The organism is Paenibacillus sp. J53TS2 (assembly GCF_018403305.1).
In the GTDB taxonomy this organism is placed as follows: domain Bacteria; phylum Bacillota; class Bacilli; order Paenibacillales; family Paenibacillaceae; genus Fontibacillus; species Fontibacillus rhizolycopersici.
In genome coordinates this window covers 829,188-855,782 of record NZ_BOSK01000001.1, presented here as the reverse complement: position 1 = coordinate 855,782, position 26,595 = coordinate 829,188, and the positions used below count along the sequence as shown (strand labels likewise).

The following is a 26,595-nucleotide window of genomic DNA, read 5'->3' as shown; positions in this document are numbered from 1 at the left end:
TTTGGCTATACGCAATTAGCATGTTCCGCGACTCGCATTCTTATGTGTCCGGTGGGGCAAATGGCGAAAAATGAATGGTTTCGTTATAATGAGATCATAGCCCGAGGGGAGTTGTGAACGTACTTGGACGAGAAAATTTTTAAAACCATGGAATATCGAAAAATTATAGATCAATTGACAGCCTATTCCCAAACGGCGCTCGGGAAAAAAACGGCGGAAGCGCTGCAGCCCGTCATCGATTTGGAAGACGTTAAGCGGCTGCTGCAAGCCACCGACGAAGCTTTTAAGGTGGATCGCCTCAAAGGCGCGCCCGGATTCGGCGGGATTGTAGACATCACTCCGGCGGTCAAACGGGCACGGATCGGCGGGACGCTGAATCCACACGAGCTGCTAGGCATTGCGACCACGTTGGAAGGGGCGCGCCGGATCAAACGGTATATCGCTTCGATGCATGAAGAGCACGAAGTCCCGCTGCTGTTCAACTTAAGCGATACTTTAAGCGAACAGAAGCCTTTGGAAGACGCGATCAAACGCTGCATTGATGAAAGCGCGGAGGTGCTGGATTCGGCTAGTTCTGAACTCGCCAGCATCCGCCGTGAGCTGCGGGGCGGGGAAGTACGGATCCGGGAGAAGCTTGACGCGATGATTCGTTCGTCTTCGGTGTCGAAGATGCTACAAGATCAACTGATTACGATTCGCGGCGACCGCTTCGTGATTCCTGTCAAAGCAGAATACCGCGCCCATTTCGGCGGGATCGTGCATGACCAATCCGGATCTGGCGCTACATTGTTCATTGAGCCGGAATCGATCGTGGCGATGAACAATAAGCTGCGCGAGACGCGGCTGCGTGAGGAACGCGAAATCGAGGTTATCTTGCAGAAGCTTACCGCCCTCGTCGGCGAGCAAGCCGAACTACTGTTGTATGACGGCGATGTACTGGGCCAACTGGATTTTGTCTTCGCCAAAGCCCGACTGGCCCGGGAGTTGAAGGGAACGCTTCCGCGAATGAACGACCGCGGCTACCTCAAGTTGAAGAAGGGCCGTCATCCGCTGATTCCGGCGGAACAGGTCGTACCCATCGACGTAGAGCTGGGGAATCAATACACGACGATTATCGTAACTGGTCCGAACACCGGCGGGAAGACCGTCACCTTGAAAACGATCGGTCTGCTTAGCCTGATGGCGATGTCCGGGTTGTTCGTTCCCGCCGAAGACGGCAGCCAGCTTTGCGTTTTTGACGCGATTTACGCCGATATCGGGGATGAGCAAAGCATCGAACAGAGCTTGAGTACGTTTTCCAGCCATATGACGAACATCATCTCGATTTTGAGCCGGATGACGCCTAAGAGCCTTGTATTGCTGGATGAACTTGGCGCGGGCACCGACCCGGCCGAAGGATCGGCGCTCGCCATCGCGATTCTGGAGCATATCCATTCGCTCGGGAGCCGGATGGTCGCGACGACCCATTTCAGCGAATTGAAAGCCTATGCCTACGAACGGAAAGGCGTCATCAACGCCAGCATGGAGTTCGATGTTGCAACGTTAAGTCCGACCTACCGCCTGATGGTGGGAGTTCCCGGACGAAGCAATGCGTTCGCCATTGCCGAGCGGCTGGGCCTGTCGGAGCGAATCCTGGAGTATGCCCGCGGCGAAGTGACCGAAGAGGATATGCGCGTCGAGAATATGATCGCCTCGCTGGAGCAGAACCGCCTCGGTGCGGAGCAGGAGCGGGAAACGGCCGAGCAGCTGCGGCGGGAAATGGAAGAGCTCCGCAAACGTCACGAGACGGAGCTGGAGAAGCTGGAGCAGCAGCGGGATAAACGCCTCGAGAAAGCGGAGGAGGAAGCATCGGCGATCATCGCCAAGGCACGGCAGGAGGCCGAGCGGATCATCGCGGATCTGCGTCGACTGGCGCTGGAGGAAGGGGCGGCCGTTAAGGAGCATAAGTTGATCGCTGCCCGTAAGGAGCTGGATGAAGCCGAGCCGCAACGTCGCAAGAAAGCCGGGGCAGCACGCAAGGCCGCGAAACCGCCGCGTCAGATCGAATCGGGCGACGAGGTGATGGTGTACAGCTTGAATCAGAAAGGCCACGTCGTGGAGCTTTCCGGCAGCAAAGAAGCGGTTGTGCAGCTCGGCATCATGAAGATGAAGGTGAGCCTGGACGACATAGAGCTGATCGCTGCGGCCCCGGCCAGCAAGCCGGTCCAACGGACGGTAGCCAACGTCAAGCGTACGCGCGACGAGAACGTTCGCAGCGAGCTGGATTTACGCGGAGCCAACCTGGAGGAGGCGTTAATCGAGGTCGACCGCTTCATCGACGAAGCTTACTTAAGTAATTTAGGCCAAATTTATATCATACATGGGAAAGGCACAGGGATCTTGCGGACGGGGATCTCCGATTATCTTCGCATGCATAAGCATATCAAGAGCTATCGCCTAGGGAATTACGGAGAAGGCGGTACCGGTGTGACGGTAGCCGAGCTGAAGTAAGAACGAATAGCCTCATGGCAAAGGGGAGAGGGCGCTATGAAGGAAAGCATTGATCCGCTCTTGGAGCAACCGCTGGGGCTGATGATCGGATATTTTTCCGTAGCGGTGTTGGAATTGATTGTGTTTCTTTCCTGCTTCGAACTGTTTGCAAGGTACCGTTGTTGGCAGGAGATCAAGCGCGGCAACATGGCCGCATCGCTGGCAACCGGCGGCAAAATATTCGGGTTAGCCAACATCATCCGTTATGCGGCGGCACATCCGTCCATCTACGATTTCATGATTTGGTCATCGGTCGGTGCCTTGCTGCTGTTTGCTGCCTATTTGTTATTCGAGTTCTTAACGCCGGTATTCCGCATCGACGAAGAAATCGCGGCGGGGAACTCGAGCGTCGGTTTTATCGCCATGGCCGTTTCGGTGGCGGTGTCTTTTTTGATCGGCGCTTGTATCGGTTAGGGATCTAAATTGAAGGAGTAGAAACGACGTGAAAAACCTGGTCAAGGTGTTATTTATCGCCTCTATTCTGTTTTTGGCCGCGGGCATTATTTATTTGTGGAATGCTTAATATTTTGATAACGAAAGGACGAACATGGTATGGAAACGACGATTTGCCCATGGTGCCAAACGGAAATCGTTTGGGACGAAGAGCTGGGGCCGGAGGAGGAGTGTCCTCACTGCCAGAACGAATTGAAGGGCTATCGGACGGTCAACATCTCGCTTGGCCAAGATGATGAGTTCGAGGACGAGGAGAATGATCATCCCTTTCAAGATCGGAAGCATCGTCACGACGAAGATGACGAGGAAATGGATGGCGATTCGCTTTGGGAGGAAGAAGGGGAAGTGCATCTAGGCGCCGTCCGCCGAATCGAGGCGTTTACGGCTTCAGGCGGGGATTTGCTGAAGTACGAAACCGGCGTCGAGAAGCTGCTTGACGGACAGGATGAGGTACCCGAATGCCCGCATTGTCGGGAATATATGGTTTATGCCGGGAAGCAGAAATTGACCGCGCTGGATGGCGGGTTTGTAGCAGCTATCCCAGCCGGAGGCGCCCGCCCGCTCCTATCGGAGGATGCTGAGATGAACGTATATGTATGCTCCGCCTGCTTCCACGTCAGCCGGTTTTTGAATGAAGCCTCTCGGATCGCCATGATCCGCACCATCTCCGGCGAGGAAGACAATGAGTAAGCTATAAATAATTGGCAGTGATACGCCCTGTCCTTTACGGACGGGGCTTTTTGGCTTCCAAGGGTCCTCGGGCTTCCCGGGAACGTCTCATGCTTCGGCCATTTTTGGGTATCTTACAGTTGCACAACCTCTTACAGGGGGAAACTCGAAGTTTGGCGGGGGAGCAAATTCATGAAAAAACAGCTGAACAGCCAATCCATCCTGCTGTTGGCAGTGAACGGTCTGTTCGTGCTTGCCGGCGCCTTGTCGGGCACGTTCCTGAACGTCTACATCTGGAAAGTCAAACCGGATTTTAACTTGATCTCCTGGTTTACGTTCAGCCAACAGCTGGCACTGGGACTTGTCTTCTGGATTGCCGGGAAATGGGTGAAGGAACGCGATAAAATGATCTTTCTGCGGCTCGGGATCATCGTTTCAGGCATCTTCTATTTGCTGGTGCTTTGGACAGGCAAGCAGACAGTGGACTACATATGGCCGCTTGGTTTATTGTTCGGGACCGGTTCGGGATTGTTTTGGTTGTCCTTCAACGTCGTTTATTTCGAAGTCACCGATGTCGAGACTCGGGATCGATTTAATGGCTGGGTAGGAATTCTGGGTTCGGTGATCGGGATCTTCGGCCCGTGGGTATCCGGTTGGCTCATCTCCATGAAACAGGGTGAAGCCGGATACCGACTCATCTTCACGATTTCTTTGATTGTTTATGGGGTCGGGATCCTGCTGAGCTTTTGGTTGAAAAAAAGAAAAACAGGCGGGCCATACAGCTGGTTAGCCCCGGTCCATTACATGAAGAAGGGCAGCCCCTGGCGCCAGGCTGCTCCGGCCTCGGCAGCTCATGGTTTACGCGAGGGCGTGTTTTCATTCCTGATCAATCTGTTGATCTTTATCAGTACTTCGGCAGAGTGGCGGATCGGGCAATTTTCCCTAGTCACGTCCTTGGTTTCTCTGGTCAGCTTCTGGGCGGTGGGGAAATGGTTGAAGATCCGTGCACGCTACCACGGGATGTTGGTCGGAGCCTTGCTGATCACCGTGGTGATCATTCCGTTGCTCTGGAAAGTCAATTACACCACCCTCATGGTGATGGGGGTAGGGACGTCATTGTTTTTGCCGCTTTACCTGATACCGGTCATCTCCTCGGTCTTCGACTTGATTGGCAATAGTCCAGAAAGCGTCGAGGGGCGGGTTGAGCTGATCGTGTTGCGCGAGCTTAGCATGACCGTTGGCCGTTTGGGGGGCACGTTGTTGTTTATTACCGTCTATTCCATGATTCCGCGAATGCCAACGATCACCTGGCTAATGTTCGCTTTGGGAGCTACGCCGGTGCTAAGCTGGTTAGCCTTGCGTCGGCTGTTAAAACGAGGGACCAAGGCCGCCTAAAGGACCTACTGCAGCCGTGCAGGCACGGGCTTGGGTTTCGAACTTCGCATTAGCGAAAACATGGCCATGTCCTCCCGCCGGATTCCGGTCAGTTCATCCACGATCATCTCCGCTGCGATCATGCTGCAGACCGTCCCGTTTCCGCCGTAACCCTCCAGAAAATAAAAGTTCGGATAATTCGGGTGTGGCCCGATAAAAGGAAGGCCGTCCCGGGATTCCCCGAATACGGCGCCCCAGCCAAAGCGAGCGGTCAAGCCCTCCTGATCCGGGAACCGCCGATGAATCTCTGTCAGCAGCCTTTCGCATTGACGGATCTCTCGACCCTCTGGTAGCTTACCGCCAGGCAGAAGCTCATCCAGCCCGCCGGCGATGATCCGTCCGTCGGTTGTTGTCCTCATATAGAGATACGGCCTGGCCGTCTCCCAGATCAGGCACTGTTCGAACCAACCGTTCAGAGAAGCCGCCGGCTCCGTAACGGTCACGTAAGAGGCGCGTAAATGAGCGCCACTCTCCTTCTTAAATTGTTGGGTCTCATAACCGGTTGCCCAAATGACGTGCCTAGCCGTCACCCTCCCTTTGCCGCAGCGGCAGAGGATCCGTCCGTCGTCAGTTCGCTCGCTGCCGTTCATGTTGCTCCGTTCAAAAATTCTCACCCCTAGCTGTGCCGCCTTCTGCACCAAGCCATGAACGAAGGCATAGGGGTTCATCTCCGCATCTCCTCCCGCGTATATCGCGCCGGGGTAACGAAACGGAAATCTTTCCTCGAGATCGGCAGCCGACCACCATATAGCGGGAAGCCCGAAGCGTTGCAACGTGACGCATTCCTCCCGAAGCGCTTTAACGTCCTGCTCGGAGCTCGCCAAGTAAAGGCTGCTGCGTTCCGTCAAACGTGCTGAGCCTTCAAGTCTGTTGGAGATCTCCTTTAACCGTTCCAGAGCCGTTTGGCTGAGCCGGTAAAAATGAACGGCCGGTTCCTCTCCAAAGGTTCGGATCATCGAAGCCAGTGTTTTGTCACTGGCATATTGCAGTAAGCCCGTGCTAGCCATCGTGCTTCCTTCGGCGATCCGGTCCCGTTCCACCAGGATCGCATCGATTCCTCGCTCTGCCAGTAAGTGAGCGCAGAGCGCACCGCTGACACCGCCGCCCACAATGAGCACTTCGCAGTGAAGATCACAGTCAAGCACGGGATATTCAGCCACAACAGGCAGCGTAGAAGGCCAAAAAAGTTTGCCGGTATGAAGTTTCATTGATGCCGGTTCATCCTTTCAATCGTTAGGGATTCCATCATTATATCCAACCGCCATGAACTAAAAACGGCGAACCCTCCCTCTATAAGCGCATGCTCAACAAGTCAGGTTTTCATCTATAACATATCCTCACGGCGGCAGGGCATAATACCGTGAGTAGGATCATTCACCAGGAGGGAAACCCGATGATGTACTCTCAGATGCAACCGTTGTCCATGAAAGAACTGGACTATATCGCCGATTCGATCTCTAATGAGGAAATGCTAAGCAAGCTCTGCGCGGCGGCCGCCGCCGTTTCGCAAAACTTTGAAATCGAGCAGGCGATGCTGGAGCACATTCGCGTACATGAGCATCATCTCCACCAATTGACGGATTCGCTGCGCCAACATCAAATGGCGGCTCCGACGCCAAACCATTAACCACTTGTCTTTAGGAGGAACAGCCCGATGAATCAGACGGACAATCAAGAGCTTCTACCTCAGAACGATTTGTTGAAATCTATCTTGGCCGATTTACGGCGTACGGTCCGGGAATACACAACAGCAACAACGGAGTCTTCGTGTCCAGCCGTCCGGCAGCTGTTTACGGAGTTGACGAATAGCACCTTGAGATTGCAAGGGACGCTATATGAGTTGATGAAACATCAGGGGATCTATACGGCACCAGCTCCAGCGCCACGTCAAATATTGGACAGTAAGCTGCAGGAAGCGGAAAATAAACAGCAGGAACTGCGCCAGTTTACCGAGCGTCGAACCTCCCGTTGGACGCCCCATGCGCATCCGGCTAACGTGGAAGCGCATCGGCCTAATGTGCAGGCGCCCTACTATATTTAATTGTAGAACCGTCCATTCCGAAAGCTCACCTGGAGTGGACGGTTTTCCTATGCAGACGCACAAAATTCATGTAATATAAGTATTAAATTTGTTCTGCAGGCCGTTTGAATTTCAGGGGCTTGTGGAAGCATCGCTGGAGGATGAGGGATGAAACAACTAAGCGAAATGAAGCTCAAACTGCTGGACCTCCTCAAAGAGGACGCCCGCCGGGATGCGAACTTATTGGCGACACTTATTGGCGCGTCTTCGGAAGAAGTGGCGGAAGCGATCCGGGAATTGGAAGAGGACCATGTGATCGTCAAATACGCGACGGTGGTGAATTCCAGCAAGCTGGATGACGAGAAGGTCACGGCGTTGATCGAAGTGCAAATTACGCCCGAACGTGGGCGCGGCTTTGAGGCGATCGCGGAGCGGGTATACCTGTTTCCCCAAGTCAAATCGGTATTTCTGATGTCCGGCGCGTACGATCTGCTGGTGGAAGTGGAAGGCCGCAACCTGAAGGAAGTGGCGAGCTTCGTCTCCGACAAATTGTCCACTCTGGAGTCGGTTTTGTCGACGAAAACTCATTTTATTTTGAAAAAATACAAGCAGGACGGTATCATTTTCGAGGATCCCGAGGAAGATCGCCGTTTGTTGATATCTCCGTAAAGGAAGTTATGTTATGAGCATTCAATCACAGCGTGCTGAGCAACCGGATAAAACGATGACGTCGTATTTGGCCCCGCGGGTCCGGGAGATTCAACCCTCCGGCATCCGCCGTTTCTTCGACCTGGCAAGCGGAAGCAAGGATATTATCACGTTAGGCGTAGGAGAACCGGATTTTATTACGCCATGGCATGTGCGGGAGGCCTGCGTGTACTCGCTGGAACGCGGATATACGAGCTACACGTCTAACGCGGGAACGCCTGAGCTTCGGGAAGCGATCGCCGAATACTTGGACACGAGTTATCACGTGAAATACAATCCCAAAGATGAAATTCTCGTTACGGTTGGCGGCAGCGAGGCGATCGATCTTGCGCTGCGGGCGTTGATCGAACCGGGCGACGAAATTCTCGTTCCGGTGCCTTGCTATATCTCCTATTCGCCGATCGCTTCGATCGGGGGAGGAGTGCCGGTTGAAATCGAGACTTATGCCCGCCACGAATTCAAGCTGCAAGCTGAAGACCTTAAGGCGAAAATCACGCCCAAGTCGAAGGTTCTTATTTTAAATTATCCGAGCAACCCGACAGGCGGTATTATGACCTACGAGGATTGGCTGCCGATCGCCAAACTCGTGGAGGAGCATGATCTAATCGTCATTTCGGACGAAATCTATTCGGAACTAACCTACGGGCAGAAGCATGTCAGCTTCGCTTCGATTCCGGGGATGAGAGACCGGACGATTCTCGTCAACGGTTTTTCCAAGGCATTTGCCATGACCGGTTGGCGAATGGGGTATGCCTGCGGCCATCCTGATCTGATCTATGCGATGCTGAAAATTCACCAATACACGGTGATGTGCGCTCCGGTTATGGGGCAAGTCGCCGCACTCGAAGCGCTTAAGAACGGGCTTCCGGATAAAGACCAGATGGTAGAGTCCTATAACCAGCGCCGTCGGTTGATCGTCCAGGGCTTGCGCGATATCGGGCTAGAATGCCATGAACCGCAAGGGGCGTTCTACGCTTTCCCGAGCATCGCCTCAACGGGACTGAGCTCGGAGGAATTCGCCCAACGTTTACTGCTTGAGGCCAAGGTCGCAGCGGTTCCGGGCAACGTCTTCGGCGCCGGCGGGGAAGGTTTCCTTCGCTGCTCCTATGCGACGGGAGTGAACCAACTGAACGAAGCCCTTAATCGTATGGAGCAATTTGTCCATAAATTGAAACAAGGCTGATTCGCTGACGATAAAACTCGAAAACCCTCGGAATTTGGAGTTAATTAACATTTCTTTCATTTTCTAATTGATTTAAGTTTTATATACATGGTATAATTTGATTTTGGAAGAAGGTTTTAGTTTCTCAGGGAGGGATTTCTTTTGCGCGGTGAGTACAACTTGCCATACGATAATGCTCTAATCGCTGAAGGCCGCGACATGCACCCATGGATGGATCAAGAGGATCGGCCGCATTCACCGCAAGCCGTAACGCTGGAGGACGAAATTCACTTGCTGCGCAGCAAGATGGAACGGCTCTTCCTGCAGGAAAAATCCTTTACATCGGATATTGTGATTGAAATCAGCAGCTTATTGGACCTAAAGATCAATGAATTCATGAAAACGATGAAATCCAATCCAAAATCAAATAGACGATAACCTGTCTTTATCACTTGGAAGGGGACCCGCATGCGGGTCCCCTTTTGCGGTTCCAGTAGTTCCATGACCAGCCGGGCTGCGATTTATGGTAAGATGGTACGAGAGTATGCCACGGGGAGGAATTTGAATGTCGATATATACGCGCTCCGGTGATCAGGGTCAGACCTCGGTCATCGGCGGTAGAGTGACTAAAGACGATGCGCAGGTGGAGGCTTACGGTACGATCGATGAGCTCAATAGTTTTGTTGGCCAAGCGGTCTGTTTGTCGGACGAGGAAACCTTTGGTGAGCTTCACGAGCAGTTGCTGCAAATTCAACAGGAATTGTTCGACTGCGGCTCCGATCTTGCGTACGTGAAGTTGTCGGAAAGCCGCTATAAGGTCACGTCGGAGTTGGCGGAGCAATTGGAGGCCTGGATCGATCGGTATGAGTTGGAGAATCCGCCGCTGGAGAAGTTTATTTTGCCGGGCGGAACACCGTTGGCTGCGGTCCTTCACATTTGTCGAACGGTATGTCGCCGCGCGGAACGGGGGGTGGTCACGCTGGGTAAGAGCAAGGAGATCAATGCCGAGGTACTGAAATATCTGAATCGCTTATCGGACTATTTCTTCGCAGCGGCCCGTAACGCCAATCACCATGCCAAGGTTGCGGATATCGAATACGTGCGGAGCGGGAAGGTGTTTGGCAACAAGTGAGATCCGAGTATTATGATCCGATTGAATATCAAGTGCCTGCCACGGAAGAAGGGTGGACGGTCAAAACCGTACTCCAGCGCCGGTTAGGCGTATCTCGGAAGCTGCTGTCCCGGATTAAGTTGACGGAGCGCGGAGTGATGCTGAATGGGGAGCGGGTATTCATCAGCGTCCCGGTCAAAGCCGGAGACACAGTGAGCGTATCGCTGGAGAAGGAAACGTCCACCGATATCCTGCCAGAGCCGATCCCGTTTGACATCGTGTACGAAGACGAAGCGCTGCTCATCGTGGATAAGGCGGCAGGAGTGATCGTGCATCCAACGCATGGCCACTATACGGGTACGTTGGCGAACGGCGTCGTGCACTATTGGCAGGAGAAAGGCGCGAAGTTCCGGTTTCGTCCGGTGCATCGGCTGGATCAGGAGACAAGCGGCTTGATCGCCATTGCCAAAAATGCGTATGTGCACCAACATATTTCCGAGCAGTTGATCGCCGGTGAGGTAACCAAGAAATATACGGCACTGGTGCATGGCTGTCCGTCGGTGCCGGAAGGGATGATCGACGGTCCGATTGACCGCGATCCGGAGGAACCTCATCGCCGGATCGTGACCCCGTCGGGTTATCCGGCGCTGACCTATTATAAGGTGGCGGAATCGTATGCGGAGGGAGCACGGGCCGAGCTACGCCTCGGCACCGGTCGGACGCATCAGATCCGCGTGCATATGACGTCGATCGGCCATCCGCTGATCGGCGATAAATTCTACGGGCTGCCGGGCCTCGCAGAACTGCCGGAGCCTGCGCGCGAGGCGATCGCACGTTTAGACGGAGCCATCGGACGGCAGGCGCTGCATGCCTCGGAGCTAGGCTTTCGCCATCCGCTTACCGGTGAAGCGTTGACCTTTGAGTCGAAGCTGCCCGCGGATATGCGGAAGCTCGAGGAGCTTCTGCGCGGAGACAGATTATTTTTTTCTGCAAATGATTAGGAGGAATACCAACGTGAGCAAGTTGACTGTATATCATTATCCGCCATGCGGGACTTGCCGAAATGCGATTAAATCGCTACAGTCCAAAGGGCATGAATTGGAGTTACATCATATCAAGGAAACGCCGCCTAGCGCCTCTGAATTGGATGATTTGGTGAAGCAGAGCGGGTTGGAATTGAAGAAGTTTTTTAATACCAGCGGCGAGGTTTACAAGGAATTAGGCTTGAAGGACAAGCTGGCGGGGATGACGCGGGAAGAACAGCTTGCGCTGCTGTCCTCGAACGGGATGCTGATTAAACGCCCGATCGTGACTGATGGCCAGAATGTGACCGTCGGGTACAAGGAAGAAACCTACGAGCAGGTTTGGAGCAAATAAATTCTGAAGAGAAAGGTGGCTTGGGATTATCGTGAATTTGGTGCAAAGCAGTAAAGATACGATTCTGCTGGTGGACGGCATGGCGCTGATGTTCCGTGCTTTTTACGCTTCGGCTGCCACAGGGTATATCCGCCGTACGAAGGCGGGTGTTCCAACCAATGCGGTGTATGGGTTTATGCGGTATTTTTGGGATGCCGTACAGAGGTTTGGGCCGACGCATATCGCCTGCTGCTGGGATCTGGGGAGCAAAACGTTCCGGACGGAGCAATTCACCGACTACAAGGGCAATCGTTCGGATGCCCCGGAAGAGTTGATCCCGCAGTTTTCGATGATCCGCGAGGTGATGGACAGCTTGGGCATTCCGAATGTCAGCTCGCCGGGCTTCGAGGCGGATGATTGCATCGGGACGTTGTCTTCCCGCTTTGGTCAGGAGATGGACGTGCTGGTGCTGACGGGCGATCACGACATGCTGCAGCTGGTTAGTGACCGGACGAGCGTGATCATCATGAAGAAAGGCCACGGCAATTACATGGTGTATACGCCGGAGGCCTTGATGGAGGAGAAGCAGTTAACGCCCGGACAGATCGTAGATCTGAAGGGCTTGATGGGCGATACGAGCGACAACTATCCGGGCGTGCGCGGCATCGGCGAGAAAACAGCCCTGAAGCTGGTGCAGGAGCACGGCTCGGTGGAAGGGATCCTGGCCAACCTGGACCAGCTGTCCAAGTCGGTCCGCGCCAAAATCGAAGCCGATCTGGACATGCTCCATCTCTCCCGGCAACTGGCCACCATCCGCTGCGACATCGAGTTGGAGTGTGCGGTAGAAGCTTGCCGGCTCGAGTTGAACGCAGCTCAAGTGGTCTCCAAGTTCGAGGAGTTGGAGATGGCCAGCGTCAGCGCCTGGATGGGCGTTGTATAACCGACTTTTGATCACGAAGTGAATCAGGAAGCGGATTCGGCATCGAATCTTGAATTCAGCCGGGCCTTCCGTTGCTCACGTAGCCTCCAGCTACGCTCCGCTACTCAGTCCCTAGCTTCATCCAACCTTCTCGGTGCTGAAAAGCCGGTTTCACGGAAGTGATTCGAGAAGTTTTTTTGACATCGAATCTTGAATTCATCCCTTTAATCGGTGAAGTACGGCTCTCCCAGGACTTGGTATAGGAACGTGCGCAGCTCGGAACCTTCCTCTTCGGTCAGGTTATAAATATGCTCGAGGTAACCTTCCTCGTCCAAATCGTCGGTGCCAAGAATGGCCGTGCGTCCGTTATGCAGGTCGGTGACCAGCTTCTTGCCATAAAAACGATTGGTGGTCGTGACCGCGAGGTCAAAGCGTTTCAGGGATCCGCCGATAAAGGTAACGAATCGGGTCGAGGTGCTTTCGGTGCTGTCGGACAGGAAATCGAGTTCTTGATGCGGGTCGCTCATTCTGTATGCCTCCTTGAATTGGGAATGTCTCTCGCTATTATACCGGAAAACGTGAAGCGATGGGACAATGAAAAAATCCGCATTGACAGCTTGGTTAAACATGGTATTATTAGGGATAACAGGTTACGTTTGGGGGAAGCACCTCTTTTGCGAAATTCGCGGAAGAGGTGCTTTTTGCGTTTGCGGTTCATGTAAGATACTCCTTCGTAGCTGAAATTTTAAGGAGGCGACAGGTTGATGCGAATCGTATTTTTAAACAGTTTGGAGAAGAAGGATAGCGGGGCCATGATCCAGGGGGCGCAGGTGTGGATTGGAGAGGAGGAAGGCGTTTGGCGGATGGGCTGGAATGAGCTGTTGGCTGACGGCCAGAGTGAAGATCTGTGGTATGAAGGGTCATCCTGGTCGGAGATGCTGCATGTTTATCGCCATCGATTAGCCGCTAAGCTGGGCGAGGGATTTCGCCCCGTGATGGAAGGCATTTGGGATGAGAAGGAAGGGGTGACCGGGCGCGGCATGGCGGCGCAGAAGCTGTTTTGCTATAGCGAGTTAAACGGTAACGAGCCGGTTTACAACGAATTGACGGCATGGCGCCGGAAGAAAGCTTCAGCGGAACGCAAAGCGCCTTATCTGATTGCCAGCAACCGATTGTTGCGGATGATCAGCGTATTTTTGCCGCAAACGGCGGATGAACTGCTGCAGTTGCCGGGCGTCGGGGAGAACAAAGCCGGCGAATACGGAGCTGAGCTGCTCGAAATCACGAAAGCGGTGGAGCGAAAGCGGACGTTCCCGCTGGATTGGGTCGAGCAGGAGATTGATGGCGAGGTATTCCGTACCTGGCTGTATAAACAGAAGGAAGTCAAATACCGGGCCGAGATGGAGAAGTTCAGCATCCGACGGGCTGCGCTGCAGGCGTTGGCGGAAGGGCTAAAGGTGGAGGATATTTGCATGCGAACGGGCATTGAGCGGCGGGATGCGGTCGAGTTACTGGAGAATTTGGAGAAGGAAGGCTACAACACCGATGATTTGGTGAGTGCAGAGCTGGAAGAGATGTCTGAAGCTGAGCAACAGGCCGTTTGGCATGCTTACGAAGAGCTGGGTGATGCACTCCTGAAGCCGGTCTTGCACAAAGTGTACGGGACCGAAGTCGCAGAAGGCAGCAGTCTCGATACGTTATATGAACGATTGCGCCTGATTCGCATCCGGTACCGCCGCCAGCGGGAGAGCGCTCGGCACGCGGGGTAAAACGGCGGAAACAGCAGTAACGCCAGTAACAGCAGTAAAAGTAGCTGGAACAGTAAGAACGGAGTATAGCAGTAGAGACGGTAAAGGCAGTAAAGGCAACTGCCTGAGGACCTACTCGAGCTTCAGCCGGAGGGTTGAGCCCTCCTTCGGCCGAATGAACTGTAAAAGTGCAGTTCGTTCGGCCGTTTTAGTCGCTAAAACACAAATGAACTGCAAAAATGCAGTTCATTTGTGGGGGATATAAGGAAAAATACATATTTATCCCGAAATCAACTGTACGTCCACTCATCCATCGAAAAAGGCCAACGAGGACTTATCGTCCAAGTTGGCCTCATGGTTCAAATGTGTACGTTCCTCTAAATCCAATCCCTTTTCCGGAATATATAAAACATCCCTAAACCCAAGGCAAGCATGATGCCGAGGACGATAAAGTAGCCGTACTGCGAATGCAGCTCCGGCATATGGTCGAAGTTCATACCGTAGATGCCGGTAATCAGAGTTAACGGGATGAAGATTGTTGTAATCGCGGTAAACACGCGCATGATTTCGTTGGCTCGGTTAGCGATGGCGGCCTGATAGGCCTCGCGTAAGTTGCCGACGAGTTCGCGGAACGTATCGAAGTTCTCGGAGATCTTCACGGCGTTTTCGTAAATGTCGCTGAAATATTTTTGCAACTGGTCGTCGATCAGCCGGAGGTCTTTCTTGTTCAGAATGTTGATGACTTCCTTCTGCGGCCCAAGCACTTTCTTCAGCCACAGGATTTCGCTTCGCAGCCCGATGATTTCGTTCAGATGCGAACGTTTGGTATGCATCAAGATATCTTCTTCCAGCTTCTCGATCTTTACTTCGATCCGGTCGCCGACGGTAAAGTAGTTATCGACCACCAGGTCGACCAGCAGGTACAGGAACCGGTCGGGCTCGCTGACCTCCTGTTCCCACAGAATCGGCTTCACGGCGCGAAGCTCGTTAATTTTTTGCTTAGTAACCGTAATGATATAATGCCGTCCCAAAAAGAGGTTTAACGCGCGCAGAAAAATTTCTTCATCATCATACCGAATGCTGTTCACCACGATAAAATAGTGGTTATCGTAGGTTTCGATCTTCGGACGTTGTTCTTCCTCGCTCAAGCAGTCTTCTACAGCCAGATCGTGCAGCGAAAATAAGGGCTGCAGCAGGGCGAGATCATCGACGTCGGCATCGATCCAGTAGAAGCCTTCTTCCGGAGCGGTGGTCGTCAGTTCCACATCTTCTACAGGGGTAAATACGCCGGCTTGGACATGACGAATTTTCATAAGCTTTCACTCCCTTTCCCCGGGCCTGCCGGCCTGGGATGCTCTTGGTTGAAGCATAGGAAAGGGACCAACCGTGGCTTGCCCGGAACGATGAAAAAGGCGTTTATGCAAACACCGGGAAAAGAAAGTGCCCTAAGCGTTCCGCAGGCATCCAGCGGGTCGGTTTCCTATGCGATTGGTATTCCTGGGTTGTCCTCTGCGGACTCGGGTCGCCTTCCATTCTCGGTTTCACCTCGCTATTTTCAGGTTGTTTGAACATTCGTCAAACCCTAGGGCCGTCTGGGCCTAAAGGCACTTGTCTAGTATAACGCCAGCGAATGAAATGTTTCAACCCAAAAGTATACTATGTGAGCCGGTTCAAAGCGGTCCATGAATATTCGTGTGATTTTTCTCTCAGGTTCTTGACGGAATGCCGCCAGATCCTTTAAAGTGAATGTCAAGGAGTAGGCGCGAAGCCGAGGTCCTTAACTAAACTAAATATAGCGAAATCTTATCAAGAGCAGGTGGAGGGACTAGCCCGATGATACCCGGCAACCGGCGATTTTCCTAAAAAATCGCAGCGGTGCTAATTCTTGCAGAACTGTCAGCTTCGAACGCTGAGCGGCTTCTGAGAGATGAGAGAGGCGCATACCGGATACGTAATGACCTTTCTCCCCGTGAGAGAGGTCATTCTGTTTACATGGCCCCTCAAACGGATGTTGATTTCTTAATGACGCTACGATAAAAGGAGTGAAACCACATGCCGATTAAAGTACCGGATCATTTGCCGGCAAAGGATGTACTGGCCAGCGAAAACATCTTTGTTATGGATGAGAGCCGCGCTTATCATCAGGATATCCGTCCTTTGCGGATTGCCATTCTCAACCTGATGCCAACCAAAGAAACGACGGAATCGCAAATCCTTCGTTTACTTGGAAATACGCCGCTCCAGGTTGAAATCGTCCTGCTCCACCCCAGTTCCCACACCTCGAAGAATACGCCAGCTGAGCATTTGGAGATGTTCTACAAAACGTTCGACGAGATCCGGAACCGCCGCTTTGACGGCATGATCGTGACCGGAGCCCCCGTGGAACAGCTGGACTTCGAAGAAGTGAATTATTGGGAAGAGCTGAAGGAAATCTTCGAATGGACCAAAACCCATGTGACCTCGACCATGCATATCTGTTGGGGCTCGCAGGCAGGCTTATATTACCATTACGGGGTTCGTAAAGTACCGCTCGCGAAAAAATGCTTTGGCGTATTCTCCCACACGGTAAACGATCCGAAGGTGAAGCTTCTGCGAGGGTTTGATGAAGTGTTCCAGGTGCCGCATTCCCGCCATACCGACGTGGAGCGGTCGGACATCGATCGGGTGCCGGAGTTGCAAATTCTGGCGGAATCGGACGAAGCCGGAATTTATTTGGTGGCCACTCGGGATGGTAGACATATTTTCGTAACCGGCCATTCGGAATACGATCCGGAATCGTTGAAATGGGAATATGATCGAGATGTTGCCAAAGGCATGGAGATCGAGTTGCCGGTGAATTATTATCCGAATGACGATCCGACCCGAGCGCCGCGTTCTTCCTGGCGGGCCCATGCAAACTTATTATTTTCCAATTGGCTAAACTACTATGTGTATCAAGAAACGCCGTACGATATCGATCTAACGGCCGACTTTGTATATGAGATCTAAAGTGGAGGGGTTGCAGGTGGGGGAGCAGAACAAGGAATGGCGGATCGAGAGCAGACTGGCGCAAATCGGATCGATGGAGGAACCGGTTACGGGTGCGGTGAACTACCCGATTTATCAAGCAACGGCGTTTCGCCACCCGCGCCTTGGGCAAAGCACGGGGTTTGACTACGCTCGAACGAAGAGCCCTACCCGCAAAGTGCTGGAAGACGCGGCGGCCACCCTGGAATCCGGTGACGCGGGGTTTGCCTGTAGTTCTGGAATGGCGGCGCTGCAGACGGTGTTTACGTTGTTTTCGCAAGGGGATCACCTCATCGTGTCGTTGGATCTCTATGGGGGGACCTACCGTTTGCTGGAGCGGATCATGTCCAAATATGGCGTAACCGCTTCTTATGTCGATACGAATGATTTGGATGCACTGGAAAAGACCCGCCAAGTCAACACGAAAGCGGTGATCATCGAAACGCCAACCAATCCGTTGATGATGATCACCGATCTTGAGGCGGTATCGAAATGGGCGCGCACTCACGGGTTGCTAACGGTCGTAGATAATACGCTGATGACCCCGTATTTTCAGCGGCCGATCGAGCTTGGCGCGGATATCGTTGTGCACAGCGCGACGAAATATTTAGGTGGCCATAACGATGTCCTGGCCGGATTGATCGTAACTAAAGGGGAAGAACTGTCGCAGGAAATGGCGATCCTGCACAATTCGATTGGCGCGGTACTAAGCCCCTCCGATTCCTACCAATTGATGCGTGGAATGAAGACATTGGCGCTTCGGATGGAACGGCATGAAAGCAATGCACTCGCCATCGCGAAATTCCTGCAGTCGCATCCGCAGGTAGCGGAAGTGTTTCACCCGGGCTTGGAAGATCATCCGGGGTACGCGACGCAACGGAAGCAATCGAGCGGGAACACGGGGATTTTTGCCTTTAAGGTCACGGATGCCCGTTACGTGGAGCCGGTGCTGCGCCATCTGAACTTGATCGCGTTCGCTGAAAGTCTTGGCGGCGTGGAGTCGCTCATGACGTATCCGGCGGTCCAGACGCATGCGGACATTCCCGAGGAGATTCGAAAAGCGGTTGGCGTGGACGACCGGTTGCTGCGATTCTCTGTTGGTATCGAGCATGTTGATGATTTGATCGCCGACTTGAGCGGAGCACTGGAAGCGGCGCGACAGGAAGTCGAAGGGGGACAAGGCGCATGAGCGGGCAGGAGAAACGGGAAAACAAATTCGAAACGAAGCTAATCCATTTCGGCAGTGAGGTAGACGAAGCGACGGGCGCATCCAGCGTACCGATCTATCAGGCGTCGACGTTTCATCACCACGATATTTTTAATCCGCCGCAGCATGATTATAGCCGTTCCGGCAATCCGACACGGCAAGCGCTTGAGGATTATATTGCGGTGCTGGAAGGCGGGGTGCAGGGCTTTGCCTTCGCAAGTGGGATGGCGGCCATTTCAACGACGCTGATGCTGCTCTCTGCCGGCGACCATATTATCGTGACGGAAGATGTGTACGGGGGTACATACCGGTTGCTGTCGAATATTTTGACTCGGATGAATATCGAGACGACGTTTGTGGACATGACGCAGCCGGAGTTGGTGAAGGCCGCATTAAAAGCCAATACGAAAGCTGTTTATATGGAGACGCCGTCCAACCCAACGCTGAAAATCACTGACATCGCGGAAATCTCCGCCTGGGCGCGGGAAAAGGGATTGCTCAGCATCGTGGACAATACGTTTATGACGCCGTATTATCAGCGCCCGATCGAGCTTGGAACGGATATCGTCCTGCATAGCGCGACCAAATTCCTTGGCGGTCACAGCGACGTGCTGGCCGGTTTAGCGGTGGCGCGGACGGACGAGTTGGCCCGTCAGCTGAAATACGTGCAGAACGGACTGGGCACCGTCCTGGGTGCGCAAGATTCATGGCTGCTGATGCGCGGCATGAAAACGCTGGGGGCCCGAATGGCGCATAGTGAGATCAGCGCCCGCAAGCTGGCTGATTGGCTGAGCCGCCGCGGCGATATCGACGCGGTGTTCTACCCCGGCCTAGCGAACCATCCTGGCCGCGAGGTCCAGGAGAAGCAATCGACCGGCTATGGCGCGGTCGTCTCCTTCGACGTCGGCTCGGGCGAGCGGGCGAAGCGTTTGCTGAACCTCGTGAAGCTGCCGCTCGTCGCAGTCAGCTTAGGCGCAGTCGAGAGCATCCTCTCCTATCCGGCAATGATGTCACACGCCTCGATGCCGCCGGAGGTTCGCGCGGAACGGGGCATTACCGACGGTCTGCTGCGTTTCTCCGTCGGGCTCGAGGATATCGACGATTTGCTCGCCGATTTGGACGAGGCGCTTCGGAATAGTTAATGATTTCTACCTGAATCAACTCGGGCCGCATTTGCGGCCTTTTGTCATTTGTACCTGCAAATCGGGTGCTGTTTTTCTGGGCGTACCTGTGTTACGATTGAACTATCATTTCAATTTTCAGGTATTCTTAGGTATTCATTTATTGTTCTAAGGAGGCAGTGATTATGACTGCAATCGACGATATATTAAACAAGGCGCTGCAGGGTGGACGCCTCGATCTGGAAGATACCATACGGCTGTACGAGTCCGATGAAGTCGAGAAGATGGGACATACCGCGAACATTCTGATGGAGCGCAAGCATCCCGAACCGATTACGACGTTCGTCATCGGGCGAAATGTCAACTATACCAACGTATGCGACGTATACTGTCGGTTCTGTGCTTTTTACCGCCAACCGGGTTCGGATGAGGGATATGTGCTTCCGGACGAAGTGATTTTCCAAAAAATTCAGGAAACGATCGATGTAGGCGGAACGGAAATTCTGATGCAGGGCGGGACGAACCCTAACCTGCCATTTAGCTATTATACGAACTTGCTTAAAGCAATCAAGCAGCGGTTCCCGGACATTACGATGCACTCGTTTTCTCCTGCGGAGATTATGAAAATGAAGGAAGTGTCGGAAGGTCTTTCGCTGGAGGAAGTGGTACGCGAAATTCACGCGGCGGGCCTCGATTCGCTGCCGGGCGGCGGAGCGGAGATCCTGGACGATCGGACACGCCGGAAAATCAGCCGACTGAAAGGTTCCTGGAGAGACTGGATGGATGTAATGCAAACCGCGCACAAAATCGGCATGAACACGACGGCCACGATGGTTATCGGGTTCGGCGAGTCGATGGAAGAGCGGGCGCTTCATTTGCTGCGCGTGCGTGAAGCGCAAGATGAATGCATCCAAAACGGCTATGCCTCGGAAGGGTTCCTGGCTTTCATTCCATGGACTTTCCAACCGGATAATACGAATCTGAAAGCCGAACGCCAGACGCCGGAATCTTATTTAAAAACCGTGGCGATCAGCCGAATTGTATTGGATAACATCAAGAACTTGCAATCCTCCTGGGTGACCATGGGACCGGAAGTCGGCAAGCTGTCGCTGCAGTACGGCTGCAACGACTTCGGCAGCACGATGATCGAGGAGAACGTCGTATCGTCCGCCGGAGCGACGCATAAGGTCAATATCGAATCGATTCTCTCCATCATTCGCGCGGCAGGTAAAATCCCGGCTCAGCGCAATACGAAATATGAAATTTTGCGTGTCTTCGACGAAGAAGCTACGGTCGAACGCGATTTTATTATGCAAAACTAACAGGATTTTGTTGGCAATTTATTGGAAGAACTACCTTTCATTCCATGAACGGTTCCCGTATATCCGTTTCCTTCCCACCATATACTTGGAGAAGGAAGCGGAAGGGGGCCAGGTTCATGGATTTTTTTACCGTACGCGTTAAATGCGGTTCCGCCGAATCGGAGGAACGGTTCAAAAGCATGATACAAGATGCCGTTAACAGCTTACATAACCGCGAGTTTCAGCTTACTTTTCAAGCGGCTGGAGGCGGAATGCTGGAGGCTGTCATAGTTGGTCGGTCGGATAAGGACGGCGGACAAGATCACCCGGAACAACTGATCGATCTGTTATCGCTCGAATTCGCGGAATACCTCGTGGACGTGAAGGAAGAAGAGTTGGCTGCTCGAGTCATGAAACGGGACTACAGCTTCGAATCCCGGGAAGAAGCGCTTCAGGTGCAGCAGATGGTGAACCGGATGCTGGCGGAGGGCACGGAAACCGGGGGCTCGCGAGAGGAACGAAAAGCGTTGGTCCAAAAGGCGCTTCGCGGGTATATGCAGGCTTCCTTCGATCTTCATCTGGATGGATTCGCCTTGTTTCGCCTTAAGACATACGAGGACAAGCTGCGGGAAATTGTGGATTTTGCCGTGGATGAATACTTGCTTGATAAGCAGTATGAAGAGTTTATTGGGCTGCTGCAGTATTTCGTATATTTTCAGGAGCCCTTAACGCCATTGGTTCATTTGATGCATAAGCAGGGCCATGAATTCGCGATTTTGAACGAACAGTTTACACCGGTCCACGTACCAGCTTCCGGCGGGGTCGTTGCCCGGATAGCCGATCAGGAGATGCAGATGGAAGACGTGATCGTCAGCACCTTGATCTCCTTGTCCCCGGATAAAATCCTGATTCATACGCAGGACCCCGATGCTCAGGTGATTACGACCATCTCGCGGATTTTCGGAGAGCGTGTGGAGTTGTGTTTGCTTTGTCCGCATTGCAAGCCATTCCATCAGGAGTTTCGCCGCCTGGATCAAGGCAGATAAGCTTTGGTTTCTTGACGGCTCGAAAGGTTAGCATTATAATTACTTGCAAGTTAAAGATTCGAAGTCGAATTCGTATCAGGATGAGCTTCGTGATCCAAAGCTGATTATTGAACAACCTTAATAGCGTTGACAAAGACATGAGCCAGATGGCCTGAGCCGTACAGAGAAAGGGAACTTGGCTGGAATTCCCTTCGGTTTCGCTTTTGGTTTACCCCTTTGTAGCTGTATTCCCGAACCTTCATGAAGTAGGGAATACCGGTTCATTCCCGTTATCGAATGCCGAATTAAGGGTCATATCCGAATGCAATGCGCTGTTGGTGTTGCGGAGAGGCCGAATGAGGGTGGAACCACGGGTATATGACGCTCGTCCCTTTCCGGGACGGGCGTTTTTTGATTTGTCCGCACCGGTAAATCCAACAACATTTTGACTAGGGAGGAACAAAAAGTGGCAGTATCGGTTATTTTGCCGGACGGTTCGGTTCGGGAGTATGCGGAAGGCAGCAGCTTGGAGGATGTGGCGGCTTCAATCAGCAGTGGTTTGCGCAAAAATGCGTTGGCCGGGAAGATCAACGGCGTTACGGTTGATTTGAACGCGAAGCTGGTGGATGGCGCCAAAGTTGAGATTATTACGGGGGATTCCCAGGACGGCCTGGAAGTCATGCGCCATAGCAGCGCCCACTTGATGGCTCAAGCGGTGAAGCGCCTGTTTGGCAACAAGGAAGTGAAGCTGGGGATCGGTCCGGTGATCGAAGACGGATTCTACTATGACATGGATCTGGAACACCCGCTGAATCCGGAAGATCTGCAAAAGATCGAAAAAGAAATGGAACGCATCATCGGCGAAAACCTGCCGATTACCCGCCGGGAAGTGAGCCGCGAGGAAGCGGTGGCGATCTTTACCGAGCTAGGCGATCCGTACAAGTTGGAGCTCATTCGCGATTTGCCGGAGGATAGCGTCATTTCGATTTATGATCAAGGCGAATTTTTCGACTTGTGCCGCGGGCCTCATGTGCCCTCCACCGGGAAGATTAAAGTATTTAAGCTCTTGAACGTGGCAGGCGCATACTGGCGCGGCAATAGCAACAACAAAATGCTGCAGCGGATTTACGGTACCGCGTTTATGAAGAAAGCCGATCTGGATGAGCATCTGCATATGTTGGAAGAAGCCAAGAAGCGTGACCACCGTAAGCTGGGTAAGGAACTGAATATTTTCACGTTCAATAACCTGGTAGGTCAAGGTTTGCCGATCTGGCTGCCAAAGGGAGCTACGGTTCGCCGGACGCTGGAACGTTATATCGTTGATATCGAGGAACGTTTGGGTTATCAGCATGTATACACGCCAGTGCTTGGTAATGTGGATTTGTACAAGACGTCGGGACACTGGGATCATTATCAGGATGATATTTTCCCTAAAATGGCAATTGATACGGAAGAATTTATTCTTCGTCCGATGAACTGCCCGCACCATATGATGGTATATAAAAGCGATATGAGAAGCTACCGGGATCTGCCGATCCGGATCGCCGAGCTAGGAATGCAGCATCGCTACGAAATGTCCGGCGCCTTGACTGGCTTGCACCGCGTTCGTTCCATGACATTAAACGATGCCCATATCTTCTGCCGCTTCGATCAAATCAAGGAAGAATTTACGCGTGTGCTGGAGCTGATCAAGCAGGTTTACAATGACTTCGGCATACATGAGTATCGGTTCCGGTTGTCTTATCGCGATCCGCAGGATACGGAGAAATACTACCAAAACGATGAGATGTGGAATAAAGCACAGCGGATTCTCCGCGAAGTAGTAGAGGAAGCGGGTCTGCCGTTCTTCGAAGCGGAAGGCGAAGCGGCGTTCTACGGACCGAAGCTTGACGTGCAGATTAAAACGGCGCTGGGCAAAGAAGAAACGCTGTCGACCGTTCAGATCGACTTCTTGTTGCCGGAACGCTTCGAGTTGGAATATGTCGGCGACGACGGCGCAAAACACCGTCCGGTCGTATTACACCGCGGGATCCTCGGCACAATGGAACGCTTCACCGCCTTCCTGCTCGAGAACTTCGCGGGTAACTTGCCGCTGTGGCTGGCTCCGGTTCAGGCGAAGGTGATTCCGGTTTCCGGCAACTTCGACGCCTATGCACGTCAAGTGGAAGACAAGCTGCGCGCTGCCGGCATTCGCGCCGAAAGCGATCTGCGCAACGAGAAGCTCGGCTATAAAATCCGTGAAGCTCAACTCGAGAAGCTGCCGTACATGTTCGTCGTCGGCGAAAGCGAGCAAAGTGCCGGCACCGTCTCCGTGCGTAAGCGTGGCGAGGGCGATCTTGGCGCTAAACCGGTGGATGAAGTGGTCGCTCAGTTGCAGGAAGAAATTCGTAATCACGTGATTTAGTTGGCGCGCGACGCTATAAATCCCGTGATCCGCTTCGGAGCAAATGTTGCCTTTTATGCAACATTTTGCACGTGAGCGACGCAGAGTAAGCCTCCTCGATGGAACTTCGTGCTGCTTGCTACTTTGGCTTTTCAGCACCAAGAAGGTTGGATGAAGATGGGATCGAGTAGCGGAGCGTAGCTGGAGGCTACGTGAGCAACGGAGAGCGCAGCTGAATTCAAGATTCGACGCCGACCCCCGCTTCTCGAGTTAACTTCGTGCTGGAAAGCCAATAGGTATAGAATTGGGCGGATGTGGAAAACCTTTCGGATAAGGGGGAGGTTTTCTCATGCGCCAATTTCATTTCTGGCAAAAGATAAGCAAACGCTGTTTGCTTGCAGGACTGCTTGTTTTTACGATGGCAGCGGATCTGCCAGCCAGCGGCATTCATTCGCAACACTTAAACGCGAACCGGCAAGCCCGGAATTTAGCTGAATGGTTGGACCTTAAGCAGTTGCAGCAAATGCAGGCAGAAAGGGCTGCACGGCAAACCCAATATCAGCGGGTCAACGTTATGAACCCGGAACATAAACAGGCCCAGCCTGAACGCAAGAAAGTCGAAACCGTCAAAGTCTTAGCGACCGGTTATACGGCCGGTTACGAGTCAACCGGCAAAAAGCCAAGCCATCCGCAATACGGCATAACTTATTCGGGCGTGAAGGTGAGACGGAACAAAGACACCGTCTCGACGATCGCCGCCGATTTGAAGATCTTTCCGCTCGGCACCATCCTTTATATCCCCGGATACGGTTACGGAGTCGTCGCCGATAAAGGCTCGGCAATTCGCGGCCACAAAATCGATCTTTATTTTGACACCATTAAGCAGGTTTATAAGGAGTGGGGGAAAAAAGAGGTCGAGGTACAGGTGGTCCGTAAAGGAGACGGCAAGTTGACCGAAGCGATGCTGCGGGAGCTTGGCAAAGTGATGGAAGTGAGCAAGGAAATTCCCGAAAACCTGTGGGAAAAGGCGATTTGAAGTTCGGTTTAACCCTTCGCATAATTCGCCTTCCCGGTTCGCATAATAAGCTTCGTGGTCAACAACGAGAGGGCCACGTGAAACGCCGGTGATTCACGATTCGGCGTATGCGAGAGGGAGGTGAAATTCATGGCAAATCAAAAGAAAGCCGCTTCTCCAGGTTACAAAACACCTAATGAGAAGTTTAATGAGGAATTTGCTGAGGAAAGCACGGCTACCGTTGCTCAGAAAGCGAAAGCTTCTCGCAATGCAACGACTCCTGTGAACAAACAACAATAATGATAGCGTGAAGCGCAAAGAGCGTCCCTCAGGGACGCTTTTTTACATATATCTCCAAACGTCTCGGTCTCGGGACCGAGCTCCCTTTCCATCCCGCGCCGCTGTTCATCAGCTCTGGCTTCAGGTAAACTGACATTAGAAAGAGGCAGTCCATTGGAGGTAACGACATGAGAAACGGCTTATTTGGTAGGTTTATAGGCGGGATGGTGCTGATTGGTATCGGGGGGGTTTTTCTTCTGAACCAGTTCGGTGTGACCGATTTCAGCATCGGCGAGATGTTCTCTACGTACTGGCCCGTGTTTTTAATTCTGGGGGGATTGGTGAACCTCAGCAACAGCGGCTTGCGGGGCGGTAACTTTATCGGCAGTGCCATATTAATTCTAATCGGCGGTTATTTCCTGGGCCGCAACTTGAATTTGATCGATTTAAGTCCAGGTGAATTTTTCCGATTCTTCTTCCCGATGATGCTGATCATCGGCGGGTTATACGTATTGTTCAAACCACGCGATCCGCACCGACGGAAGCGGCATGAGGATTTTCCACCTCCTCCGATGCCGCCGCTTGATCCGCCGCCTCCTCCGCCAACGTTCCATCCGGAGATGGAGTCGCCGCTCGATTCGATTTTCGGTTCGATGGAGAAGGAGAAAGAGAAGGAGCGGGAGCAGCAGGCAAAACAGGAGAAGTCGTATTATGAACACCCGAAATTTAACCCGTATCACGGGGGAAGCGTTCCGGGAGATCATGGATCCGTGATTCAAAAGTCGGGATTTATTGGCGACGTGCATTTGGGCCAGGACTATTTTCAGTTGAAACCGATGAATATCTCACATTTTATCGGCGATACGATCATCGACTTGACCAAGGCGCAAATTCCGTACGGCGAAACGAAAATTAACGTATCGTCATTCATTGGCGACGTTAAGGTGTTCGTCCCTGAAGATATGGATATCGGCATCGTGGCCACCTCAAGTGCGTTCATCGGCGACCTGAAAGTATTGACGCAGAAGCAAGGCGGATTTATGAGCAGCGTCACGGCCGAATCTCCGTATTACGGCGAAGCAAACAAGCGGGTTAAGCTGATCGTCAGCGTATTTGTAGGTGACGTCAAAGTAAACATGGTAGGTTGAT

At 52.8% G+C, this 26,595-nt stretch carries 26 protein-coding genes and 1 riboswitch; of the genes, 23 read left to right on the top strand and 3 right to left on the bottom strand.

Going from position 1 to position 26,595, the window contains the following annotated elements; all coding sequences use genetic code 11:
* The first annotated feature begins 123 nt into the window (after positions 1–123).
* From KJS42_RS04065 to KJS42_RS04050, 4 genes are all read left to right on the top strand, one after another.
* Entirely contained in the window at positions 124–2,490 is a 2,367-nt protein-coding gene (locus tag KJS42_RS04065) for an endonuclease MutS2 (RefSeq protein WP_213622013.1), read from the top strand.
* 36 nt (positions 2,491–2,526) lie between these two features.
* Complete coding sequence (locus KJS42_RS04060; RefSeq protein ID WP_155607061.1) at positions 2,527–2,943, top strand: DUF350 domain-containing protein; 417 nt, start codon at positions 2,527–2,529, stop codon at positions 2,941–2,943.
* 138 nt (positions 2,944–3,081) lie between these two features.
* Positions 3,082–3,672 (top strand): hypothetical protein, encoded by a 591-nt coding sequence (locus KJS42_RS04055; RefSeq protein WP_213622012.1) that lies wholly within the window; start codon positions 3,082–3,084, stop codon positions 3,670–3,672.
* Between the two features lie 171 nt (positions 3,673–3,843).
* Positions 3,844–5,046, top strand: coding sequence for an MFS transporter (locus KJS42_RS04050; protein ID WP_213622011.1), 1,203 nt, complete (start codon positions 3,844–3,846; stop codon positions 5,044–5,046).
* Between the two features lie 5 nt (positions 5,047–5,051).
* On the opposite strand, the gene KJS42_RS04045 is transcribed toward KJS42_RS04050, so the two are convergent.
* Positions 5,052–6,293: an NAD(P)/FAD-dependent oxidoreductase gene (locus KJS42_RS04045; RefSeq protein WP_193418357.1), complete on the bottom strand. Its 1,242-nt coding sequence runs from the start codon at positions 6,291–6,293 to the stop codon at positions 5,052–5,054.
* 185 nt (positions 6,294–6,478) lie between these two features.
* On the opposite strand from KJS42_RS04045, the gene KJS42_RS04040 reads away from it, so the two are divergent.
* The 9 genes from KJS42_RS04040 (at position 6,479) to KJS42_RS04000 (ending at position 12,382) form a co-directional block, all read left to right on the top strand.
* On the top strand, positions 6,479–6,712 hold the full coding sequence (locus tag KJS42_RS04040) for a hypothetical protein (RefSeq protein WP_193418355.1): 234 nt from the start codon (positions 6,479–6,481) through the stop codon (positions 6,710–6,712).
* Between the two features lie 27 nt (positions 6,713–6,739).
* Entirely contained in the window at positions 6,740–7,126 is a 387-nt protein-coding gene (locus KJS42_RS04035; protein WP_213622010.1) for a spore coat protein, read from the top strand.
* A gap of 147 nt (positions 7,127–7,273) precedes the next feature.
* On the top strand, positions 7,274–7,774 hold the full coding sequence (locus tag KJS42_RS04030; RefSeq protein ID WP_213622009.1) for an Lrp/AsnC family transcriptional regulator: 501 nt from the start codon (positions 7,274–7,276) through the stop codon (positions 7,772–7,774).
* 13 nt (positions 7,775–7,787) lie between these two features.
* Positions 7,788–8,996 carry an aminotransferase class I/II-fold pyridoxal phosphate-dependent enzyme gene (locus KJS42_RS04025; protein ID WP_213622008.1) on the top strand — a complete coding sequence of 403 codons (1,209 nt, stop codon included), beginning with the start codon at positions 7,788–7,790 and terminating at the stop codon, positions 8,994–8,996.
* 198 nt (positions 8,997–9,194) lie between these two features.
* On the top strand, positions 9,195–9,413 hold the full coding sequence (locus KJS42_RS04020) for an aspartyl-phosphate phosphatase Spo0E family protein (protein ID WP_193418380.1): 219 nt from the start codon (positions 9,195–9,197) through the stop codon (positions 9,411–9,413).
* A 127-nt stretch (positions 9,414–9,540) separates the two neighbouring features.
* On the top strand, positions 9,541–10,107 hold the full coding sequence (locus tag KJS42_RS04015) for a cob(I)yrinic acid a,c-diamide adenosyltransferase (protein ID WP_193418351.1): 567 nt from the start codon (positions 9,541–9,543) through the stop codon (positions 10,105–10,107).
* Positions 10,104–11,087, top strand: a complete 984-nt coding sequence (locus KJS42_RS04010) for an RluA family pseudouridine synthase (RefSeq protein WP_193418349.1) — start codon at positions 10,104–10,106, stop codon at positions 11,085–11,087. The genes KJS42_RS04015 and KJS42_RS04010 overlap by 4 nt, the downstream gene beginning before the upstream one ends.
* A 13-nt stretch (positions 11,088–11,100) precedes the next feature.
* Positions 11,101–11,463 (top strand): arsenate reductase family protein, encoded by a 363-nt coding sequence (locus KJS42_RS04005; protein ID WP_193418347.1) that lies wholly within the window; start codon positions 11,101–11,103, stop codon positions 11,461–11,463.
* A gap of 37 nt (positions 11,464–11,500) precedes the next feature.
* Positions 11,501–12,382 carry a 5'-3' exonuclease gene (locus KJS42_RS04000; RefSeq protein ID WP_213622121.1) on the top strand — a complete coding sequence of 294 codons (882 nt, stop codon included), beginning with the start codon at positions 11,501–11,503 and terminating at the stop codon, positions 12,380–12,382.
* 203 nt (positions 12,383–12,585) lie between these two features.
* On the opposite strand, the gene KJS42_RS03995 is transcribed toward KJS42_RS04000, so the two are convergent.
* Positions 12,586–12,888, bottom strand: a complete 303-nt coding sequence (locus tag KJS42_RS03995; RefSeq protein WP_155607071.1) for a DUF3055 domain-containing protein — start codon at positions 12,886–12,888, stop codon at positions 12,586–12,588.
* Between the two features lie 237 nt (positions 12,889–13,125).
* Between KJS42_RS03995 and KJS42_RS03990 the strand changes: the two genes are divergently transcribed.
* On the top strand, positions 13,126–14,130 hold the full coding sequence (locus KJS42_RS03990; RefSeq protein ID WP_193418343.1) for an HRDC domain-containing protein: 1,005 nt from the start codon (positions 13,126–13,128) through the stop codon (positions 14,128–14,130).
* 356 nt (positions 14,131–14,486) lie between these two features.
* Here KJS42_RS03990 and corA read toward each other — a convergent pair whose 3' ends face one another.
* The gene (corA, locus tag KJS42_RS03985; RefSeq protein WP_155607073.1) at positions 14,487–15,422 is read right to left on the bottom strand and encodes a magnesium/cobalt transporter CorA; all 936 of its coding nucleotides are present in this window, start codon (positions 15,420–15,422) and stop codon (positions 14,487–14,489) included.
* A gap of 487 nt (positions 15,423–15,909) precedes the next feature.
* Positions 15,910–16,043, top strand: a riboswitch (SAM riboswitch).
* Between the two features lie 118 nt (positions 16,044–16,161).
* Here corA and metA point away from each other — a divergent pair.
* From metA to liaF, 9 genes are all read left to right on the top strand, one after another.
* Complete coding sequence (metA, locus tag KJS42_RS03980) at positions 16,162–17,097, top strand: homoserine O-acetyltransferase MetA (RefSeq protein ID WP_155607074.1); 936 nt, start codon at positions 16,162–16,164, stop codon at positions 17,095–17,097.
* A 16-nt stretch (positions 17,098–17,113) separates the two neighbouring features.
* Complete coding sequence (locus tag KJS42_RS03975; RefSeq protein WP_280516395.1) at positions 17,114–18,304, top strand: aminotransferase class I/II-fold pyridoxal phosphate-dependent enzyme; 1,191 nt, start codon at positions 17,114–17,116, stop codon at positions 18,302–18,304.
* The gene (locus KJS42_RS03970; RefSeq protein WP_155607076.1) at positions 18,301–19,464 is read left to right on the top strand and encodes a trans-sulfuration enzyme family protein; all 1,164 of its coding nucleotides are present in this window, start codon (positions 18,301–18,303) and stop codon (positions 19,462–19,464) included. The genes KJS42_RS03975 and KJS42_RS03970 overlap by 4 nt, the downstream gene beginning before the upstream one ends.
* 164 nt (positions 19,465–19,628) lie before the next feature.
* On the top strand, positions 19,629–20,765 hold the full coding sequence (mqnC, locus tag KJS42_RS03965; RefSeq protein ID WP_193418337.1) for a cyclic dehypoxanthinyl futalosine synthase: 1,137 nt from the start codon (positions 19,629–19,631) through the stop codon (positions 20,763–20,765).
* Between the two features lie 116 nt (positions 20,766–20,881).
* A complete protein-coding gene (locus tag KJS42_RS03960; protein ID WP_213622007.1) occupies positions 20,882–21,790 on the top strand; it encodes a putative sporulation protein YtxC in 909 nt (302 codons plus the stop codon).
* A 445-nt stretch (positions 21,791–22,235) separates the two neighbouring features.
* Positions 22,236–24,173 carry a threonine--tRNA ligase gene (gene thrS / locus KJS42_RS03955; RefSeq protein WP_193418333.1) on the top strand — a complete coding sequence of 646 codons (1,938 nt, stop codon included), beginning with the start codon at positions 22,236–22,238 and terminating at the stop codon, positions 24,171–24,173.
* A gap of 328 nt (positions 24,174–24,501) precedes the next feature.
* Positions 24,502–25,188 carry a 3D domain-containing protein gene (locus KJS42_RS03950; RefSeq protein WP_244868369.1) on the top strand — a complete coding sequence of 229 codons (687 nt, stop codon included), beginning with the start codon at positions 24,502–24,504 and terminating at the stop codon, positions 25,186–25,188.
* A 129-nt stretch (positions 25,189–25,317) separates the two neighbouring features.
* Positions 25,318–25,467, top strand: a complete 150-nt coding sequence (locus KJS42_RS03945; RefSeq protein ID WP_016312938.1) for a hypothetical protein — start codon at positions 25,318–25,320, stop codon at positions 25,465–25,467.
* A gap of 167 nt (positions 25,468–25,634) precedes the next feature.
* The gene (gene liaF, locus KJS42_RS03940) at positions 25,635–26,594 is read left to right on the top strand and encodes a cell wall-active antibiotics response protein LiaF (RefSeq protein ID WP_155607080.1); all 960 of its coding nucleotides are present in this window, start codon (positions 25,635–25,637) and stop codon (positions 26,592–26,594) included.
* Position 26,595 lies beyond the last annotated feature (1 nt).

Coding starts and splice junctions, on each gene's coding strand:
- KJS42_RS04060 (WP_155607061.1), top strand. CDS start 2,527: ATGAAGGAAAGCATTGATCCGCTCTTGGAGCAACCGCTGGGGCTGATG.
- KJS42_RS04055 (WP_213622012.1), top strand. CDS start 3,082: ATGGAAACGACGATTTGCCCATGGTGCCAAACGGAAATCGTTTGGGAC.
- KJS42_RS04050 (WP_213622011.1), top strand. CDS start 3,844: ATGAAAAAACAGCTGAACAGCCAATCCATCCTGCTGTTGGCAGTGAAC.
- KJS42_RS04045 (WP_193418357.1), bottom strand. CDS start 6,293: ATGAAACTTCATACCGGCAAACTTTTTTGGCCTTCTACGCTGCCTGTT.
- KJS42_RS04040 (WP_193418355.1), top strand. CDS start 6,479: ATGATGTACTCTCAGATGCAACCGTTGTCCATGAAAGAACTGGACTAT.
- KJS42_RS04035 (WP_213622010.1), top strand. CDS start 6,740: ATGAATCAGACGGACAATCAAGAGCTTCTACCTCAGAACGATTTGTTG.
- KJS42_RS04030 (WP_213622009.1), top strand. CDS start 7,274: ATGAAACAACTAAGCGAAATGAAGCTCAAACTGCTGGACCTCCTCAAA.
- KJS42_RS04025 (WP_213622008.1), top strand. CDS start 7,788: ATGAGCATTCAATCACAGCGTGCTGAGCAACCGGATAAAACGATGACG.
- KJS42_RS04020 (WP_193418380.1), top strand. CDS start 9,195: ATGCACCCATGGATGGATCAAGAGGATCGGCCGCATTCACCGCAAGCC.
- KJS42_RS04015 (WP_193418351.1), top strand. CDS start 9,541: ATGTCGATATATACGCGCTCCGGTGATCAGGGTCAGACCTCGGTCATC.
- KJS42_RS03995 (WP_155607071.1), bottom strand. CDS start 12,888: ATGAGCGACCCGCATCAAGAACTCGATTTCCTGTCCGACAGCACCGAA.
- KJS42_RS03990 (WP_193418343.1), top strand. CDS start 13,126: ATGCGAATCGTATTTTTAAACAGTTTGGAGAAGAAGGATAGCGGGGCC.
- corA (WP_155607073.1), bottom strand. CDS start 15,422: ATGAAAATTCGTCATGTCCAAGCCGGCGTATTTACCCCTGTAGAAGAT.
- metA (WP_155607074.1), top strand. CDS start 16,162: ATGCCGATTAAAGTACCGGATCATTTGCCGGCAAAGGATGTACTGGCC.
- KJS42_RS03970 (WP_155607076.1), top strand. CDS start 18,301: ATGAGCGGGCAGGAGAAACGGGAAAACAAATTCGAAACGAAGCTAATC.
- mqnC (WP_193418337.1), top strand. CDS start 19,629: ATGACTGCAATCGACGATATATTAAACAAGGCGCTGCAGGGTGGACGC.
- KJS42_RS03960 (WP_213622007.1), top strand. CDS start 20,882: ATGGATTTTTTTACCGTACGCGTTAAATGCGGTTCCGCCGAATCGGAG.
- KJS42_RS03950 (WP_244868369.1), top strand. CDS start 24,502: ATGCGCCAATTTCATTTCTGGCAAAAGATAAGCAAACGCTGTTTGCTT.
- KJS42_RS03945 (WP_016312938.1), top strand. CDS start 25,318: ATGGCAAATCAAAAGAAAGCCGCTTCTCCAGGTTACAAAACACCTAAT.
- liaF (WP_155607080.1), top strand. CDS start 25,635: ATGAGAAACGGCTTATTTGGTAGGTTTATAGGCGGGATGGTGCTGATT.